Below are 18866 nucleotides of genomic sequence, written 5' to 3' on the forward strand. Positions count from 1 at the left end.
CGCAAGCGCTGCCCGATAAGGGATAGGCATGCCCGTTCTCGTCCGCCTGTGCCTGTCCTCTGTTCTCGTCCTGATCGCCGTGCCGCTTGCGGCGCAGGAAAGCGCAAGCCACGCGTCACCACGCGGCCTCATGCTGGAACACCGCGCGATGTTGCGCTGTTCGGCGGCCTTCGCGCTGGTCGCTGCCGAACAGCAACGAGCGCCCGGAGGAATGACGGCCTATCCTCCGCTGAGCGGGCGCGGGCGCGAGTATTTCGTGCGCGCGGTGGCCCAGGTGATGGACGACACCGGCCTGCCCCGGCAGGAAGTGGTGGCCGAACTGGAACGGGAAGCGCGCGATCTGTCGGCTGCTGGCCGGTTGGAACAGGTCATGCCAGCCTGTCTGCTGGCGTTGGAGGCCAGCGAGACTGGCGAAGCCCCGTAGACGAATCCAGCCGTATCCGGCATGAGCATCGAGAATGTGGAAGATATTCTGTTTCCCGCTTTGTCCGTTCAGTCGAAAGGTGCGCCTCGCTCTGAGTGAAAAGGGCGTCACCTATGAAATCGTGCGCGAATACCCTTGGGACCCGAGCGAGAAATTCCTCACCTATAATCCGGCCGGAAGAACCCCGGTGATGCGTTTCGATGCGCGTGATTTGAGCCTGGCCGACAGTCGGGCGATTTGTGAGTATTTCGAAGAAACCGGGACCAGCAAGCCGCTGATCCTGGGCAGTGCGGTGCAGCGTGCCGAAATCCGCCGGATGGTGGCGCTGTTCGACGAAAATTTCTTCGGCGATGTCACCCATCCGCTGATGATTGAAAAGCTGACCAAGCGGGTGGTGTTGCGCCTGCCGCCGGATTCCAAGGTGCTTCGCGAAACCATGCGGCTGGCGCATGAACATCTCGATTATATCGATTGGCTGCTCGATCATCATCGTTGGCTCGCCGGTGCACAGCTCAGCCTGGCCGATTTCGCCGCCGCTGCGCAGATTTCTGTCGCCGATTATCTGGGGGGAATCGACTGGAACGGCCATGAGGGTGCTCATGCCTGGTATCGCGTGATGAAGAGCCGGCCGAGCTTCCGCCCGCTGCTGACCGAAAAAATGGAAAATGTGCCGCCGCCTGCCCACTATGCCGATGTGAATGCCTGATCCGGAGTGTTTCGGGTCGCGTTTGCGGGCATTGGGTTGTGAGGTGTCCGGGATCGCCCCATATTTGCCGCACCCAATTTGGTTGTGAAGGAGAGCCCGATGGCTGACAAGCTGCAGTTGAGCGAAGCTGAATGGCGTGAACGTCTGTCGCCCGAGCAGTTCCGTATCCTGCGCCGGGGTGGAACCGAGCGAGCCTTCACCGGTTCGTATGAGAAGAACAAGCAGGCTGGCGAATATTATTGTGCCGGTTGCGGCCATCTGCTGTTCGATGCCGACAGCAAATATGACAGCGGTTCTGGCTGGCCCAGCTTCACCCGGCCTGCCGAAGCTGGCGCGGTGGACGAACATCGCGACGTATCGCATGGCATGGTCCGCACCGAAGTGGTCTGCGCAAATTGTGAAGGCCATCTGGGCCATGTGTTTCCCGATGGGCCGAGGGATGATGGCGGGCTGCGTTATTGCATCAACAGTGCGTCGCTGGCGTTTGAGCCGGAAGAAAAGTAAGCCTGCAGATGATTGCGGCGTTAACGCTGCGTTACGGTTTGCCTGTGCAGGCGGATATTTGAAACTGCGGGTGCTCGACCCGGCTGCAGGGATTGTGAATTTACATGGCGGCGAGGGGGAGCAGACGCTCCAGCGATCGGAGAGGGGCCAGCGGCCGCAGCGGGGAGCCTGATGCACCAAGGCCGCGCAAGCGGTCGCGCTTCTGGCTCTGGGTTCGCAGGCTGATGATCTGGGGCGGCGCCGTGGCGCTGCTCGCTCTGATCGCGCTGGGCACGTCGGTCTATTTCGCCGCGCAGAGCATTCCCGGTTATGCCGCCCTGATGAGCAGCCAGAACGGCCAGACCATCGTGGTGCGTGCCCGCGACGGGACGGAGATTGTTTCGCTCGGGCCCAGTTACGGGCAGTGGCTCCCTTCCGAAGAAATCCCTCAGGTGATGAAGGATGCAATGGTGGCGGTGGAAGACCGCCGATATTATTCGCATTTCGGAGTTGATGTGCTGGGGCTGGCGCGCGCGGTCTATATTTCGCTGCGCGATGATCGGGGGATGCGCGCGACCTCCACCATCACCCAGCAGCTGGCGCGCAACATCTTTCTCAATTCGAACCGCACGCTCGACCGCAAGATGCGGGAAGCCGTGCTGGCCATGGCTCTGGAGGCCAAGTTCTCCAAGGAACAGATTCTCGAACTGTATCTGAACAAGGTTTACTTCGGTGGTGGTGCCTATGGCATCGACTCCGCGAGCCGGAAATTCTTCAGCCATTCCGCGCGCGAACTCTCGACCGCAGAGGCAGCAATCATCGCGGGTTTGGTCAAAGCACCATCGAACTATGCCCCGACCGCCGATGCGGAGGCGGCTGTACAGCGGGCCAATGTCGTGCTGGACCAGATGCGCAAATATGGCGCGATCGGTGCGGCAGAGGCGGCTGCGGTCGATCTGTCCGCAGTGAAGTTGAAGCCGGAAGAAGGCCAGAACTCGATCCGCTATTTCACCGACTGGGCACTGCCGCAGCTGGATTTGCTGCTGGCAACCGATCCGGGTGAACCGATCGAGGTGTGGACCACGCTGGATCTTGGCATGCAGCGCACTGCAACGGCGGCGATCAAGAGCAATGCCCCCAATGGCGCGCAGGGCGCGCTGGTCAGCCTGGATCGCGATGGCGCGGTGCTGGCGCTGGTGGGCGGCACGGATTACGTCGCCAGCAGCTACAACCGCGCGACCGATGCCCTGCGACAGCCAGGGTCTGCCTGGAAGCTGTTCGTCTATCTCGCCGCGCTTGAGGCCGGGTACCGACCGGAAGACAATGTTGTCGATGGGCCGGTTACCATCAATGGCTGGAGCCCGCGCAATTCCGGGGGCACTTTCGCCGGCCAGATCGATGTCCGCACGGCCTTCGCCTATTCCAAGAACACCGTTGCGGCCCAACTGGGCAACGAAGTCGGCTTCGGCACGGTGGCGGCCATGGCTCGCCGGTTCGGCATCACCACCCCGATTGCGACCAATCCGGCCATGGTGTTGGGCAGTTCCGAAGTGCGGGTGATCGACATGGCGCGCGCCTTCGCCGCCGTTTCGGGGGGTGGCCGCTCGGTCGAACCCTATGGGATTACCCGCGTCGTCAGCGCCAGCGGGGAAGAACTCTATCGCCGCGAAGCCAGCCAGCCGCGCCTGCTGGTAGCCGATTATGTCGCAGCCGGGATGACCGATCTGCTGCAGACGGCGGTCAACACCGGCACTGGCCGCGCCGCGCAGATCGGCCGTCCGGTAGCAGGCAAGACCGGCACCACCAGTTCCAACAAGGATGGCTGGTTCGTCGGCTTTTCGACCGGAATAACCACGGCTGTGTGGATGGGGCGCGATGATGCGAGGGCCGTGCCAGGCTTGCAGGGCGGTACCGCCCCGGCCAAGGCCTTTGCTGCCTATATGCGCTACGCGGTCAAGGATCGCCCGGTGGAACAATTCCAGACCGAATTGCAACTGCCCGAGTGGCAGCTCGAGCCGGATGATGAGTGGATGTACGGCAATCCCGATGATTATTATTTCATCGATGAACAGGGCAATGTCGTCGAACCGCCCCGGCCCGCTGGGGAAGATCCGCGTGGTCCGTTCCCCGGGAGCGAAGGCGAAGATCCGCAGGGGCGGGTGCCTCCGCAAGTGGTTGTACCACCCCCCCCGCCTCAGCCCGGGCCTCCAGCGGCGAGCGATGATTTCCTCGAACGTGCAACGGGCGGCGCTCGTCAGCCAGGGGAAGTTTCCACTCGGCGCAATCCGGCTTCCGCACCGCAGGGATTTTCATCCCAGCCGCGTGGGGTAATCCAGTAACGAACAGGGCTCATCCGGCAGACGCCTGGGGCATCTGCCGGATGAGCCAAAGAAAAGGCGCCCGCTGCCGCGATGGCAGGGGCGCCTTTTCTGTGTCCAGCCGGGCGGCGTCCGATCGGAAGCCGCCCGGCTGAAGATCGGTTACTTGCGTGCACTCAGGCGCACGGCGATGGTGACTTCCGGACCGCGGGCGGCACGGACGCGCAGCAGAATAGCCTCGCGTCCTTCGCCGCGCGCGGCACTGATGGCAGCTTCCAGATCAGCCACAGTGCGCAGGCTTTTGCCATTGGCACTGGTGATGATCGTTCCGCGCTGGATGCCCTTGGTGGCAGCATCGCCATTGGGGTCCACGGCGGTTACCACCAGACCGGTGGTGCCATCGGTCAGCCCCAACTGGCGGGCGATCTGCGCGTTGATCGGGATGGCCTGCAGCCCGAGATCCTGGGCCATCTGGCCACCTTGGGTCGGGGCCGGGCTGCTACCCTCTTCCGCATTGGGGTCGAAGTTCTGTGCGGCCAGTTCTTCGTCGCTCGGGCGACGACCAACCACGACCTGTATCGTCTGGCGACGGCCATCGCGGATAATTTCCAATGGGATGCGTGTGCCCGGTGCGACATTGGCGACCAGGAACGACAGGTTTTGTTCCGGCGTCACTTCCTTGCCGTCGACCTTCAGCACCAGATCGTTTGCCTGCAGGCCAGCCTTTTCGCCTGCCTCGCCTGGCTGCACGGACTGGATCAGCTCGCCACGGTTGACGGGAACGCCCAGCGCAGCGGCAAAGTCTTCGTTCAGCGGCTGGATGCGCACACCCAGATAGCCGCGCAGGATTTCCTCACCCGCAACCAGCTTTTCGACGATCGGCTTGGCGGTTTCGGCCGGAATGGCCAAACCGATGCCGACACTGCCACCAGACGGCGACAGGATGGCGTTGTTGATGCCGATCACATTGCCGGCCATATCGAACAGCGGACCGCCCGAATTGCCCTGGTTGATGCTGGCATCGGTCTGGATGTAGCGGTCATAGGCGCCGCCCATGCCAGAATGCCGCTGAACCGCCGAAACGATCCCGCTGGTCACGGTGCCCTGCAGGCCAAACGGATTGCCGATGGCGATGACCCAGTCACCCACGCGGGCGGTCGACGAATCGCCAAAATGCACGAAAGGGAAGGGCTGGTCGCGCTTGATCTTCAGCACGGCAAGGTCGGACTGCGGATCGCGCCCGACCACTTCGGCCGGGAATTCGGTGCCATCCACCAGCTTGACGGTGACCGACTCCAGCTGGGCCCGGCCATCCGGCTGGATCACGTGATTGTTGGTCACGATATAGCCATCGGCCGAAATCAGGAAGCCGCTGCCCAGCGACGTTGCCTGACGCGTGGTCGGCTGACCACCGCCGTTGCCGAACAGTTCGGCCAGCGGAGATCCAGCGAACGGGTTGTTGTTCACCGTAACGCGCTGCTTGGTCGAGATGTTGACCACCGCGGGCTGCAGTTGGGCGGTCAGATCGGCGAAGCTCGCCGGTGCGCCTGCTCTGGGCACCACGCGTTCAATCTGCGCCGCATCGTTCTGCGCCACCTGGGCGCCAGCGGGGTATCCGGTAATCAGAGAAATCGTCGCGCCGCCGGCCAGCAGTGCAGCGGTAATACCATAGGAATAGCGCACGGGCCTCAAATCCTCTTCATTCTTCAGGTTACGCGTGGCCGAATGGCCGCGTGTTCAGTGTCCGTCCCGATCCCAAAACAAGCAATTTCCGGCCTGAACGCGGATTGAACGGCATCAACGACCGCGGAACTGACGCAGATATTCATTATCCGGTGACAGGATGATCGCGCTTTCTCCGCTGCCGGCTTCGAAGGTGCGGCGGTATGATTCCATCGCGCGATAGAAATCATAGAATTGCGGGTCCTTGCCATAGGCAGCGGCATAGGTGCGGGCTGCTTCGGCATCAGCGTCGGCACGGATGACCTGGGCATCGCGCTGACCACCGGCGCGGATGGCGGCTGCCTCCTGTTCGCGATCGGTTTCCATCCGACGATAAGCCGCCTCCAGCGGTGTGCCATCGGGCAGATCGGCGCGCTTGATCCGCACGTCTAGCACCTGGGCGCCATATTGCCGTGCCGCGCGGTCCAGCGCGGTGCGGATGTTGGACATGGCGGTGCCGCGTTCGGCCGTCAGCAGCGAGGCGAAGGTGCGTCGGCCCAGTTCCTGCCGCAGGGCGGAGGTCAGGATCGGCGTCAGCTGCGCGCGCAGATTTTCCTCATTGCCGGCATTTTCGACCATCCTTGTGGGATCGATGATGCGGAACCGGGCATAGGCATTGACCTGCAACCGCTGCTGATCGCTCGACAGCACCTGCTGCGGTTCCATGTCGAGATCCAGGATCTGGCGGCTGACGATCTGTGCGCGTTCGAAGAACGGAGCACGGAACACGATTCCGGCATCGGTTTGGCCATAAGGCTTGCTGGGGTCGAACTGGTTGGCGACCCGATCCGGCTTACCGGTGCGGATGATCACCGCCTGTTCGGTTTCCCCGACAACGATGAAGCTGCTCATCACCGCAATAACGGCGATGGCGGCGGCGCCAAGCAGGGCAACCCAGCGGTTGTTGATGCTGCCTTCCATCACTGGGCTCCCGGTGCGGGCGGCTGGGCCTGCTGGCTGCGTCGCTGGATTTCAGGCAGTGGCAGATAGGGGGTGACATTGCCGGTTTCGACAATGGTCTTGTCGGTTTTGCCCAACACGCTTTCCATGGTTTCGTAGTACATACGCCGCCGGGTGACTTCGGGCGCCAGCTTGTATTCGGCATAGATCCGGTCGAAGGCGGCGGCATCGCCCTGCGCGCGCGCCAGCACTTGCTGCGCATAGGCTTCGGCCTTGTTGGCTTCTGCATCAGCATCCTGTTGCGCGGCAGAAACATCCTTGAAGGCTTCGACAACGCGGGCGGGCGGATCCGCCTTGGCAATGTCGACACCCTGGATGATCACGCCGGCGCGATAGGCGTCCAGCACCTGCTGCGTGCGTACGCGCACGCGTTCCTCGATCTGGGCCCGGCCGGCGCCCGAAATAACCTGGTCCAGCTTGTGTTCGGCCACGGCGGCCCGCATCGCGGCTTCCGCCACTTCGGAAATGGTTTCGACCGGATCGGCCAACTGGAAGCGGAACTGCGCCAAATCCTTGATGTTCCAGCGCACGCGATAGCTCAGATCCACCAAGTTCTGGTCGCTGGTCAGGATCAGCCGTTCCTCATTGCCGTCAGGGATGGCAACCGACCGGATGGAGGTGACATCGGCTACCTCGACCGACTGGATCGGCCATGGCCCGGTCATGTGCAGCCCAGGCGGAAGAGTGCGCGAATATTTGCCAGCCGTCGTCACCAGCCCCTGCTCCTTGGCGCCGACCTGATGCACCATGGTCAGCAGCAAGCCGACACCGACCACAGCAGCAACCGCCAAGGGCAGCCAGCTGCCGCCGCCGGCGCGACGGGGCATGCGGAAATTGGGGCCGCCCGGTCCGCCACCGCCGCTGCGGCGTGGGCCTTCGGGACCACGGTTCTTGAAGATGTCTTCTATGCTGGCGGACCGGCGCGGCCGTTCTTCACCGCTGCTCCCACCTGGCAGCCAGGGATTGCGCGGCCCACGGGGCGCATCGTCGCCTGACGGCGGCTTGTCGCCGCCATCATCTCCGCCGCCACCGCCGGAATTCCCGCTTCCACCTGGCTTGCCCCAAGGGCTCCGCCCACCGGCCATTGCCAGTCCAATCCTTCCGCTCAACCCGCCCAATCGATCTTTCATGCACCCTGTATAGGACCCAAATTCGCAAAAAACAGGGGAATGGAACCAAGTTTTCGCTGCACTGTGGTCGCAGACGCGCTAGCAGCCAGGCACATGACAACTGCAAGCGATATCGAACGCCGCCTTCCTGATGCCATCGCGCCGCGGGTCCGTTCCGTCCGTTCAACGGAGGGTGTGGTGACGTTGGTGGTGGATGCCGCCGGCCTTGAACGTTCCGAAGCTGCTGAAATGCAGGCCCAACTTGAACAGCTCGTCAAATCCATGGACGGGGTGAAGGAAGTGCGGGTGGCGCTGATGGCCGATCGTCCATCGCGCCGGATCATCGCCGTCGGATCAGGCAAGGGCGGGGTCGGCAAGTCCACGCTGACGGCCAATCTGGCGGTGGCGCTGGCCCGCATGGGGCGCAAGGTCGGGGTGGTCGATGCCGATATCTACGGCCCCTCGCAGGTCATGTTGCTCGACGCCGCCAACCAAGGGGTCAAGGCCGAAGGCGAAAAGCTGATTCCAGCAGAGAGCGAATTCGGTGTGAAGCTGTTGTCGATGGGGCAGCTGATCGCGCCGGGCAAAGCGATCGCCTGGCGCGGGCCGATGACGGGCAATGCCCTGGGCCAGCTGATGGATGCCCATTGGGGTGATGTCGAGCTGCTGCTGGTCGATTTGCCGCCGGGCACGGGCGATGTGCAGCTGACCATGATGCAGAAATTCAAGCCGGCCGGCGCGGTGGTCGTTTCCACCCCGCAGGATCTGGCGCTGATCGATGCGACGCGCGCGATCGATCTGTTCCGTCAGGTCAATGTGCCGATCGTCGGTCTGGTGGAAAACATGGCCGGTTATGTTTGCCCGCATTGCGGCGATGTATCCGATCCCTTCGGTCAGGGTGGCGCCGAGGCGGCTGCGCGCGCCCTGGGGGAAGATTTCCTCGGCCGCGTGCCACTGGCGATGGAAATTCGCGTGGCCAGCGATACCGGGCAACCGCCTGCCGCTGGCGACACGCCGCAGGGGCAGGCCTTTACCGCCATCGCCCGGCGGCTTTCCGCCTGGCTCGACGGTTCGGGCCGCTGATGATCCGCGCAACGCTTCGGGCCTGAGGGGGAACGGGGCATGCATCTGACCCGCCGGGGCATGCTGGCTGGTGCTGCTGCAGGTGGCGGGCTGACGCTGGCCTGGTGGCTGCTGCCGCGCAATTTTCCTTCTCCGCTGCAGGCCTTTGGCGGGGAGGTGGTGTTTGGCGCCTGGCTGAAGATCGGGTCAGACGGGATCATCACCGTCGCTGTCCCGCAGCTGGAAATGGGGCAGGGCATTACCACGCTGTTGCCGCAGATCGTGGCGATGGAACTGGGGGCAGACTGGCGCCAGATCGCGGTCGAACCGGCAGTGCTGAGCGGCGCCTATGCCAATTATCCGCTCGCTGCCCGCTGGGCCGAGCTCTGGCGGCCGGTGTTCCCGCAACTGGCGGATCAGGCTGATGAACGCATGCTGCGCCGGTGGGCGGAAGCCCACCATTTTTCCGCTACCGCCGATGGCATGTCGCTGCCGGCCTATGAACAGCCCTGCCGCGAAGCTGCCGCCGCCGCACGGGCGATGCTAGCGATGGCCGCCGCTGAGCGATGGGGTGTGCGCTGGGAAGAATGCGAAGCGCGCGCCGGCTTCATCCTGCATGGGGACAAGCAGGCCAGCTTTGCCGATCTGGCAGCAGATGCGGCCGATTTTTCTCCTCCTGATCCGGCTCCGCTGTTGCCTGCAGCGCCAGTGGATCGCGGCGTCGTGCAGGAGGTGGGGGATCTGCGCGAACTGCCTTATCCCCGGCTTGACCTGCCATCCAAGGTCGATGGCACGCATCTGTTCGCCGCCGATGTGCGCCTGCCCGACATGGTGTTTGCCGCGATCCGCCACGGGCCGGTCGGGGCGGCGGAACTGTCCAGCCACGATATGGACAATCTGCGCGGTCATCGCGCAGGCGTGGTGGGCGTGGTCAAGGGGAAGCGCTGGCTGGCTGTGGCGGCGACCAGCTGGTGGGTGGCAGAACGCGCGCTGGAACGGCTCGCCCCGCGTTTCCGCCTGACAGCTGCGCCGCCCACCAATGGCGAGATCGAACAGCAGCTTGATGATGCCATCCGCAGCAGCATGGGGCAGCGCATCGCCGAACGGGGCGAAGGCGATCGCCTGATGGGGAAGCCGGATCTGGCGCTGCGTTATGATGTGGCGCCTGCCGCCCATGGCACGATCGAAACCGGCAGTTGCACGGCGCGACTGGCCAATGGCCGGCTCGAACTCTGGGCGGCCAGCCAGGCGCCCGAACAGGCACGGGCGGCGGCGGCCGCTGCGCTGGGTTTGGGGCAGGATTCCGTGGTGCTTTACCCGGTTGCCGCTGGCGGCAGCTTCGACCGGCGGCTCGAACAGGATCATCTGGTCCAGGCGGCGCTGATCGCGCGGGAAATCGGCCGCCCGGTGCAACTGATGTGGTCCCGCTGGCAGGAACAGCTGGCGCTGCGCCCGCGCCCGCCCGTCGCCGCGGTGCTGAGCGCCCGGATCGGTGCGGAAGGACAGATCGACAGCTTCCGCGCCCGGCTGGCGATGCCCGCCGCTGCGCTGGAATTCGGGCACCGGCTGTTCGATGGCAAGACGCCGCTGGCGGCGATCGATGCAGCGGCGGGGCGGGGGGACACGCTGGCAGTGGAAGGGATGATGCCCCCCTACGCCATTCCGAATGTCGCGGTGGATCACGTGCCGGTGACGATCGGCCTGCCCAGCGGGCGGTTGCGCGGCAATGCCCATGGCTACACCTGCTTCATGCGCGAAAGCTTCATTGACGAGATCGCGCAGCGCAACGGTCAGGAGCCCCTGTCCTATCGCATCGCCATGCTGGGGCAGGATTTGCGGCTGGCCGAATGTCTGCAGCGTGCGGCGCGGCTGGGCGAATGGGGCGGCGGTGGTGCCGGCACCGGGCAAGGGCTGGCCTGCCACGCCATGGCGGATGCGGCGGGAAATCCGCAAGGCGGGGGGCGGATTGCGCTGGTGGCCAATGCCGGCACCGGTGCAGGCGGGGTGCGGGTCAACATCCTGTCGGCGGCGGTCGATATCGGGCGCATCATCAACCGCGATATCGCCCTGCAACAGATCGAAGGCGGCCTGTTGTTCGGGCTTGGCCTCGCGCTTGGGTCTGGGGTCGATTATCGGCGCGGCCTGCCGGCAGAATCGACGCTGGCCGCGCTGAACCTGCCGACGCTGGCCGATTGCCCGGAAATCCGCGTGGAACTGATCGAAAGCGATGCCGATCCTTTCGATCCGGGCGAAATTGCTGTCGCACCGGTGGCGGCGGCCATCGCCAATGCGCTGCATGCGGCCACCGGCCTGCGATTGCGTCGCTTGCCGCTGCTGTCAGGCGGCCTATGAACGCGGCCATGATGCAAACATCCGATCATAGCCAGCCAGCCAACCGGGGGATCGGCGTGCTGCTGGTCAATCTGGGCACGCCCGACGCCCCCACCCCTGCGGCGGTGCGCCGCTATCTGGGGGAATTCCTGTCCGATCCGCGCGTGATCGAAATCCCGCAGATCGCCTGGCAGCCGATCCTGCGCGGGATCATTCTCAACACCCGGCCGAAGAAATCGGCCCACGCCTATGAACAGGTGTGGACCGATCAGGGCTCTCCGCTGGCGGCAATCACCGCAGGCCAGGCCGAATTGCTGCAGCAACGGCTGGGCGATGCGGTGCAGGTGGAATGGGCCATGCGCTATGGCCGGCCGGCGATTGCCGATGTGCTGCAGCGGATGATGGATGCCGGCTGCCACCGTATCCTGCTCGCCCCGCTCTATCCGCAATATTGCGGCGCCACCACGGCCACGGTTGTGGACAAGGTTGGGGAAAAGCTGGGGGCAATGCGTTGGCAACCGACCTTGCGCCAACTGCCGCCCTATTACGATGATCCGGCCTATATCGCCGCGCTCGCGGCGGATCTGGGCCGGCAGATCGATGCGCTGGATTTCGATCCCGAAGTGCTGCTGCTGAGTTTCCATGGCATGCCGGAACGGACCGCGCGGCTGGGCGACCCCTATCACAGCCAGTGCCTGGAAACCGCCCGCCTGCTGGAAACGGCGCTGGCGCGGCCGGGATTGCGCCTGCGAACCACGTTCCAGTCCCGTTTCGGGCGGGCCAAATGGCTGGAGCCGGCGACGGATGTGGTGCTGGGGGAAGAGGCGAAGCAGGGCACGCGGCGGCTGGCGATCGCGGCGCCGGGCTTTTCGGCCGATTGCCTCGAAACGCTGGAGGAACTGGCCATTCGCGGAAAGGAACAGTTCGAGGAAGCGGGCGGCACGCAATTCGCTGCGCTTGCCTGCCTCAACACCGGCGATGCCGGAATGGCCATGCTTGAAACGCTGGTGCGCCGCGAACTGGCCGGCTGGATCGGCTAACAGCTGCGGAATGGGCGGGGGAGGCGGCCATGGCCACCTCCCCCGCAATCATCATCAGTTCTTGAAGGCCACGCTCAGGAAGAACCGGCGGCCGCCCTGCGGGAAGCCATCGGTCAGATAATACAGGCCGTCGAATGCATTGCGCACGCCGGCTGCCACCGTGACATTGTCGTTCAGATCATAGCCGATGCGGAAACCGCCATCGACATAGGAGCCGGTGCGGTAATAGCGCGTGCCGGAGGTGGTTACAGTCCAACGATCCGATGCGATATCGAGGCTGGGTACGAAGGACAGGCCTTCGACCGGGCGCCAGTCGGCAAACAGGAATGCCTTGTGCGTTGGCACGCCCACGGGCTGCATTGCCGGATTGACGGTGTCGTTGAGATCACGCTTCAGCCAGGTGTAATTGCCGCCCAGGGTGAATGTGCTCGAAATCCGCGCAACGACCGACAGTTCCGCCCCATATGATTCGCCATCGCCCACGTTCTGGCTCTGGTTGACCGACTGGTCCTGGTAGATGAAGGGTACGGACACGATCACATCGCTCAGCAGCGAATAGAATGCCGCGCCGGTGACGCTGAACACGCCACGCTGGAGGGTGCCGCCCAGCTCGAAATTGGTCGCCCGTTCGGATTGCAGATCGGCATTGGAGGTTGCCCCGCCAAACCGGGAGCTGAAGCGTTCGAACACCGTCGGGAAACGCGTGCGCGACGATACGCTGGCATAGAGCCGCGTCCCGCTGTCCAGTCCCCCGTCCAGCCGGCCCTGCAGATTGACCGCATCGGCATTGCGCAGCGGATAGCTGAAGATCGCACTGGCGCCGCCGCCCGGCGGGGTGCCGTACTCTTCTGCGCGGTGCAGATTGCGCCAGTCATAGCTGGCCCCGATGGTGGCCTTCAGCGCCGGGGTCAGCGCGGCGACATATTCACCGGCCACGCTCCAGGTGTCTTCCTTGTTGGTCTGCGGCGGTTCGGTGGTGCCGGCGGGGAAGGACTGCTGGAATTCGACATGTTCGTCGCTGCGATAATGCAGGGCAACCGACAGGCGATCGGTTTCGCGCAGAGACAGCGCCAGTTCGGCCGATCCACCCCAGGCAACATCCTCATAATAGGAATTGAACGCGCGGCCCAGGGTCTGGCTGCTCTGCGTCCGGTTGTCGAAGGAACTGAGCAGATTGTTGAAGCTGTTGCGGTAAACGCGGGTCTTCAGCAGCAGATCGTCGCTCAGCGCGGTACGCGACAGGAAATACAGGCTGTCGATATTCCAGTAAGGCCAGGACCAGTTGCGCTGAGTGGCCGTATCGGTGACATGCAGCGGGGCGTTCTTCGACCCTTCCTGGCGGGTATAGCTGATCGAATATTCGTCGTTCGCATTGGGGGTGAAGCCGATCTTGGCGTTGATGCGCCAGTCTTCGGTTTCGGAGAAATCGCGTTCCCCCGCAGCCTGGTTGTTCGTCGGGACATAGCCGCCCGGCAAATCCCAGTGATCGGTGTAGGAGCGAGTGTAGCTGGCCTGAGCATACCACATGTCCTGCCGCGTGCCGATCAGGCCGAACATGTTGTAGCCCGATGCATCGAGATCGCGGTCGAGATCCATCGTCACCCGTGCGGCGACTTCGATGTCCTTGGCCGGCTTGCGCGTCACCAGATTGATCGCGCCGCCCATGGCACCCGGGCCATCCAGCACCGAGGCATAGCCCTTGGCCACCTGGATTTCGGCCAGATCGGGGGTCATGAAACGACTGTAATCAAGCCGGTTGTCAGCGGGCAGATAGACGCGGATGCCATCGATCGACAGCGGCGCCTGGAACCGGTCGAAGCCGCGAATGAACAGCAGCTGTTCATTGCGCGATCCGCCGGAATTGGATGCGCTGACGCCCGGGATCAGGGCAGCGGCATCGTCCAGCGTGACGCGGTTGAAGGTTTCGATCGCGATCTGGCTGACCGACGAACTGCCGACGGTCAGGCTGTCTGCCTGGCCGACAACGGTGATCTGGCCCAGATCGAAGCTGTTCGATGTCTTGCTGTCTTCGGCGCTGTTTTGGGTCTGTGCGGCCAGGGGCAGCGGCAGGGCAAGGCTCAGCGCGAGCGTGCAGGAATTGAAAAGGCGGCTACGCAGTGCGCCAGTCCCCATGATGTTCTCCATGAATTCTTTTGGCCGCACAGGCGGCAGGGCAGCCCGGAGGGCGCCAGCGCTATATCCGCAGGAATATAGTATAAGAAGCGCGGATGACGCGTGCAGCATTATCGCCGCGCTGCCGTGGCCGGCGGGCAACAGGTGCAATTCAGCCTATGGAAAAATCATTCCATTTCCGGAATGAACTTCGTTTCCCGTCAGAAATCGATGGCGATGCCGTTCTTCACCCAGTCGCCATAGCGGGTCGGGCTGAGTTCTTCTTGATTATCATGGTTTTGAGCAGATGGCTGGGGCAGCGGATCGCTGGACCAATGGGCCGGCTTGGTGAAGGTCGCGGGCCGATGTGTTGCGCGTTCTGTCATGCACAAATCATGCGCCTGCTGGCGTCTGCTGGCAATGCCCGTTAAGTCGCCGCAATGACGATGTCCCCCGGATTGCCCGCCCGCCGTTCTGCCCTCCGCCTGCTGGATGCTGTCATGCGGCGCGGTGAAACGCTGGATCAGGCCGATCATTCGGCCATGGGCGGCGTGCCGGGCTTCGCGGATCAGGCGCTGGCCCGCGCGATCGCGGGGGAAGTGCTGCGCTGGATGGCCGATCTCGATGCGTTGATCGATGGCGCAACGCGGCAGAAGCTGGCCGATGATGCCAAGGCGCGCATGGTGCTGCGGATCATGCTGGCGCAATGGCTGCGGCTGGAAACCCCGCCGCATGCGGTGATCGGAACCGGCCTGCCGCTGCTGACCGGCGGTCCCCGCCGTCTGGCGCATGGGGTGTTCGGCACGCTGGTGCGCGCTCATGTCAAACTGCCGGCCACGCCGACCCTGCCCGAGGCGATTGCCGCGCGTTGGGGTGACCGTGCCGCCCCCATCGCCACCGGCCTTGCCACGCCGCCGCCGCTGGATCTCTCGTTCAGCGATATGGATGCGGTTGCGCCCATGGCTGCCGAACTCGATGGCGTCACGTTGGCGCCGGGGCATCTGCGTCTGCCGCGCGGCCTGCCGGTCGAACGGTTGCGCGGATTTGAACAAGGCACATGGTGGGTGCAGGATCTGGCCGCCACGCTACCGGCTCGCCTGCTGGGTGACGGCAACGGCCGCCGCATCCTCGACCTTTGTGCAGCACCCGGAGGCAAGACGCTGCAACTGGCGGCCGCCGGCTGGCAGGTGACTGCGTTGGACGCCAGTGAACGCCGGCTGGACCGGCTGCGCGAAAACCTCACCCGCACCGGCCTGTCGGCAGAGGTGATCACGGCCGATGCCCTGGAATGGGAACCGGCCGAACCCTTCGACGCGGTTCTGCTGGATGCGCCCTGCACGGCAACCGGCACCGCGCGCCGCCACCCCGATGTGCTGCACCGGATCGGCGCGCCGCAGATTGCCGAAATGGCCGATTTGCAGGCGAAATTGCTGCGCCGCGCGGCCGGCTGGGTCAAGCCGGGCGGTCCGCTGATCTATGCGGTGTGCTCGCTCGAAACCGAAGAGGGTGAAGACCAGGCACGCGATGTCGCGCTTGCATCCGACCCGATCCGGTCAGACGAATTGCCCGCCGGCTTGCAGCCCACCAGCAACGGCTGGCTGCGCACCGATCCGGGCATGCTGGTGGATCAGGGCGGGCTCGACGGGTTCTTCATCGCCCGCTGGAAAGCCTAGTTCAGTCCCGCACGCGGTTCTGGAAACTCTTGCGCAGTTTCATCAGCTTGGGCGGGATAACGGCCAGGCAATAGGGATTGCGCTGGCCTTCGCCGTCCCAATATTCCTGATGGTAATCCTCGGCCGGATACCATGTCGCCGGGCCTTCGATGCTGGTCACCACCCGTCCGTCCAGCGTGTCATTAGCACGGGCGATGGCCGCCTCGGCGGCGGCGCGCTGATCGTCGCTCAGCGGGAAGATCGCAGAACGATATTGGGTGCCGATGTCATTGCCCTGCCGATTCAGCTGCGTCGGGTCATGGGTGGCCATGAAGATGTCGAGAATATCGGCCAGATCGATTTCCGCGGTGTCGAATGTCACCCGGATCGCTTCGGCATGGCCGGTGGAACCGCTGCACACCTGCTTATAGGTTGGATCGGCCACATTGCCGCCGATGTAACCGCTTTCCACCTCGCTGACGCCCACCACATCGCGGAACACTGCTTCGGTGCACCAGAAGCATCCACCCGCCACGATCGCCGTTTCCATCGTCATCTCTGTCGTTCCTGAATCAAGGGCCTGCGCCGCCGTCAGCCATCAATGTGGGGTGGCGCAACGCGCTTGTCATCCTGCCTTGCGACACTAGGGTCATGCTTTCGGTCTGCCGGCCATCGCCGATGCGGATTTTCCTTTTGGGGAGAGGTCTATGAAGTCCATCCTTCTGGCAGCGCTGGCCGCCATTCCTGCGGTTGCGACCGTATCGTCGGCTCCGGCCGCCGCGCACAGCAGCGAACATGGCGTCGCGCTGGAACGCGCCGTGGCCGATCCACGGCGGGAAGCTGACCGGGTGCGCGATCCCTATCGCCATCCGGTCGAAACACTGGAATTCTTCGGCGTCGAACCCGGCATGACGGTGGTGGATTATCTGCCGGCCGGTGGCTGGTTCACCCGCATCATCGCCCCTTACCTGGGCGCACAGGGGCATTACATCGCCATGGGCCCCGATGTGCGGGCCATGGATGCACGCATGCAGGGCTTCATGGGCGGTCTGGCGGAAAAATTCCCCGGCCAGGTGCAGCAGTGGAATCTGGGCGCTGATGTCCCGCGATTCACTGCCTTCAACGCGGATGCCTATCCCGAAGCGCTCGATGGCACGGTCGACCGGGTGCTGATCTTCCGCGAACTGCACAATCAGCTGCGGTTCGGCTGGCTGCACAATGATATGCTGACCATCCGCCGCATGCTCAAGCCCGGCGGAATGGTCGGCATCACCGATCACCGCGCGAATGAAGATGCACCCTTCAGCCAGACCGATGGGAGCAAGGGCTATATCCGGCAGAGTGACGCCATCGCCCTGTTCGACGCCTATGGTTTCGATCTGGTCGGCATGAGCGATGTGAACGCCAATCCGAAGGATACCAAGGATTACGAACGCGGCGTCTGGGCGCTGCCACCGGGCCTGGCCGGGGCGACCGATGACACGCGCGCAACCATGCAGGCGATCGGTGAAAGCGACCGCATGACCCTGCTGTTCCGCAAACGCGATTAATGGACTTGGACGATGGGCCGGAATAGAGGCGCGGCATGAGCAAACTGACGGTGGCTGCGCTGCAGCTCGAACTCGGATCCGCTGATGAGGCGGACAACAATGCTGCGGTGTCGCTGCTGGTCGAACAGGCCGCGGCGCAGGGCGCGCAGATCATCCTGCCGCCGGAAATCTTTGCCGGCCCCTACTTCTGCAAGCTTGAGGATGAAGAACTTTTCGCGATGGCGCGGCCGACGGCGGAACATTCCTCCGTCATCGCCATGCAGGCACTGGCGCGCACGCTGAAGGTGGCCATCCCGACCAGCTTCTTCGAACGCGACGGGCACCATTATTACAACACGCTCGCCATGATCGGCCCCGATGGGGAGATCATGGGCACCTATCGCAAGAGCCACATTCCCGACGGCCCGGGCTATGAGGAAAAATACTATTTCCGCCCCGGCAACACCGGTTTCAAGGTGTGGGATCTGTTCGGCACCCGCGTGGGCGTGGGGGTTTGCTGGGATCAGTGGTACCCCGAATGCGCACGCGCCATGGCGCTGATGGGGGCAGAGGTGCTGTTCTATCCCACGGCCATCGGGTCCGAACCCTATGATGCCGATCTCGACACCAGCCGCATGTGGCGCCGGGCGATGATCGGCCATGCGGTCAGCAATTGCATGCCGGTGGTCGCGGCCAATCGGATTGGCTCTGAAGATGGCCAGGCCTTCTATGGCCACAGCTTCATTTCCGACCAATGGGGCGATTATCTCGCCGAATTCGGCAAGCAGGAAACCGGCGCGCTGGTGGCGCAGCTCGATCTGGCCGAAGCGGCCAAGCATCGCGCCGGCATGGGCTTCTTCCGTGATCGCCGGCCGGAACTCTACACCCGGCTCAGCCAGGATCTGTGACGCAGATCTATCTGATCGCGCTGGGATCGAATCGCCGGCATCACCACCATGGGTTGCCGGCGGCCGTGCTGCGCGCCGCGCTGCAGGATCTCGCCGGGCGCGGAATACGCGTGTTGCGCGCCGCACCGATCATCGCCAGCGCGCCGATCGGCCCATCCCTGCGGCGTTATGCCAATTCCGCCGCCGTGGTGGCCAGCGATCTGGCGCCGGGCGCCATGCTGGATTTGCTGAAAGCGGTGGAGGCGGATTTCGGCCGGCGCAGCGGCGGCCAGCGCTGGAGCAGTCGGGTGCTCGATCTCGATATCATCCTGTGGAGCGACGGTGCCTTTGCCGAACCCGGGCTGATCATTCCCCATTCGCTGTTCCGTCAGCGGGACTTCGTGCTGCGCCCGGCTGTTGCCATCGCGCCGCAGTGGCGCGATCCCGTGACAGGATTATCACTGCGACAGCTTACCGCACGCTTGACCCGGTCCCGCCCCACCCCTAGGTGACCCCCTCCCACCAAACGGT

17 protein-coding genes are annotated in these 18866 nt (G+C 64.1%); 11 read left to right on the plus strand and 6 right to left on the minus strand.

Annotated features, from left to right (window positions below; all coding sequences use genetic code 11):
* Positions 1-28 precede the first annotated feature (28 nt).
* The 4 genes from GRI97_RS14920 to GRI97_RS14935 all read left to right on the plus strand — a co-directional run bounded on the left by GRI97_RS14920 (position 29) and on the right by GRI97_RS14935 (position 3952).
* On the plus strand, positions 29-424 hold the full coding sequence (locus tag GRI97_RS14920) for a hypothetical protein (RefSeq protein ID WP_161391999.1): 396 nt from the start codon (positions 29-31) through the stop codon (positions 422-424).
* A 34-nt stretch (positions 425-458) separates the two neighbouring features.
* Positions 459-1130 (plus strand): glutathione S-transferase family protein, encoded by a 672-nt coding sequence (locus tag GRI97_RS14925; protein WP_161392000.1) that lies wholly within the window; start codon positions 459-461, stop codon positions 1128-1130.
* Positions 1131-1229: 99 nt separating this feature from the next.
* The gene (gene msrB, locus GRI97_RS14930; RefSeq protein WP_161392001.1) at positions 1230-1634 is read left to right on the plus strand and encodes a peptide-methionine (R)-S-oxide reductase MsrB; all 405 of its coding nucleotides are present in this window, start codon (positions 1230-1232) and stop codon (positions 1632-1634) included.
* A 104-nt stretch (positions 1635-1738) separates the two neighbouring features.
* Positions 1739-3952 (plus strand): transglycosylase domain-containing protein, encoded by a 2214-nt coding sequence (locus GRI97_RS14935; protein WP_161392002.1) that lies wholly within the window; start codon positions 1739-1741, stop codon positions 3950-3952.
* A gap of 141 nt (positions 3953-4093) precedes the next feature.
* Here GRI97_RS14935 and GRI97_RS14940 read toward each other — a convergent pair whose 3' ends face one another.
* The 3 genes from GRI97_RS14940 to hflK form a co-directional block, all read right to left on the minus strand.
* Complete coding sequence (locus GRI97_RS14940; RefSeq protein ID WP_161392003.1) at positions 4094-5614, minus strand: trypsin-like peptidase domain-containing protein; 1521 nt, start codon at positions 5612-5614, stop codon at positions 4094-4096.
* A 114-nt stretch (positions 5615-5728) separates the two neighbouring features.
* Positions 5729-6574 (minus strand): protease modulator HflC, encoded by an 846-nt coding sequence (gene hflC / locus GRI97_RS14945; RefSeq protein ID WP_161392004.1) that lies wholly within the window; start codon positions 6572-6574, stop codon positions 5729-5731.
* Positions 6574-7698, minus strand: a complete 1125-nt coding sequence (gene hflK, locus GRI97_RS14950) for a protease modulator HflK (protein ID WP_235917865.1) — start codon at positions 7696-7698, stop codon at positions 6574-6576. Before hflK ends, hflC begins: the two co-directional genes overlap by 1 nt.
* Before the next feature lie 138 nt (positions 7699-7836).
* Here hflK and GRI97_RS14955 point away from each other — a divergent pair, with 138 nt between their 5' ends.
* From GRI97_RS14955 to hemH, 3 genes are read left to right on the plus strand one after another with little or no spacing between them, the layout of a single operon-like run.
* Complete coding sequence (locus tag GRI97_RS14955; protein ID WP_161392006.1) at positions 7837-8805, plus strand: Mrp/NBP35 family ATP-binding protein; 969 nt, start codon at positions 7837-7839, stop codon at positions 8803-8805.
* A 39-nt stretch (positions 8806-8844) separates the two neighbouring features.
* Complete coding sequence (locus GRI97_RS14960) at positions 8845-11136, plus strand: molybdopterin cofactor-binding domain-containing protein (protein ID WP_161392007.1); 2292 nt, start codon at positions 8845-8847, stop codon at positions 11134-11136.
* A gap of 8 nt (positions 11137-11144) precedes the next feature.
* Positions 11145-12155 (plus strand): ferrochelatase, encoded by a 1011-nt coding sequence (gene hemH / locus GRI97_RS14965; RefSeq protein WP_202392784.1) that lies wholly within the window; start codon positions 11145-11147, stop codon positions 12153-12155.
* A gap of 54 nt (positions 12156-12209) precedes the next feature.
* Here the strand turns inward: hemH and GRI97_RS14970 are convergent, their stop codons facing one another.
* Entirely contained in the window at positions 12210-14288 is a 2079-nt protein-coding gene (locus tag GRI97_RS14970; protein ID WP_161392009.1) for a TonB-dependent receptor plug domain-containing protein, read from the minus strand.
* A 200-nt stretch (positions 14289-14488) separates the two neighbouring features.
* Complete coding sequence (locus tag GRI97_RS18940) at positions 14489-14803, minus strand: DUF1674 domain-containing protein (RefSeq protein WP_328598574.1); 315 nt, start codon at positions 14801-14803, stop codon at positions 14489-14491.
* On the opposite strand from GRI97_RS18940, the gene GRI97_RS14980 reads away from it, so the two are divergent.
* Complete coding sequence (locus GRI97_RS14980; protein ID WP_235917866.1) at positions 14768-15940, plus strand: RsmB/NOP family class I SAM-dependent RNA methyltransferase; 1173 nt, start codon at positions 14768-14770, stop codon at positions 15938-15940. The genes GRI97_RS18940 and GRI97_RS14980 overlap by 36 nt on opposite strands.
* A 1-nt stretch (position 15941) precedes the next feature.
* On the opposite strand, the gene msrA is transcribed toward GRI97_RS14980, so the two are convergent.
* Positions 15942-16469: a peptide-methionine (S)-S-oxide reductase MsrA gene (gene msrA / locus GRI97_RS14985; RefSeq protein WP_161392217.1), complete on the minus strand. Its 528-nt coding sequence runs from the start codon at positions 16467-16469 to the stop codon at positions 15942-15944.
* Positions 16470-16626: 157 nt separating this feature from the next.
* Between msrA and GRI97_RS14990 the strand changes: the two genes are divergently transcribed.
* The 3 genes from GRI97_RS14990 to folK are packed head-to-tail and all read left to right on the plus strand — an operon-like array spanning position 16627 to position 18847.
* The gene (locus GRI97_RS14990; RefSeq protein WP_161392011.1) at positions 16627-17469 is read left to right on the plus strand and encodes a class I SAM-dependent methyltransferase; all 843 of its coding nucleotides are present in this window, start codon (positions 16627-16629) and stop codon (positions 17467-17469) included.
* 35 nt (positions 17470-17504) lie between these two features.
* Positions 17505-18356: an N-carbamoylputrescine amidase gene (gene aguB, locus GRI97_RS14995; RefSeq protein WP_161392012.1), complete on the plus strand. Its 852-nt coding sequence runs from the start codon at positions 17505-17507 to the stop codon at positions 18354-18356.
* Positions 18353-18847, plus strand: a complete 495-nt coding sequence (gene folK, locus GRI97_RS15000; RefSeq protein WP_161392013.1) for a 2-amino-4-hydroxy-6-hydroxymethyldihydropteridine diphosphokinase — start codon at positions 18353-18355, stop codon at positions 18845-18847. The genes aguB and folK overlap by 4 nt, the downstream gene beginning before the upstream one ends.
* Positions 18848-18866 lie beyond the last annotated feature (19 nt).

This window comes from Croceibacterium xixiisoli, from assembly GCF_009827305.1.
GTDB classification, from domain to species: Bacteria; Pseudomonadota; Alphaproteobacteria; order Sphingomonadales; family Sphingomonadaceae; genus Croceibacterium_C; species Croceibacterium_C xixiisoli.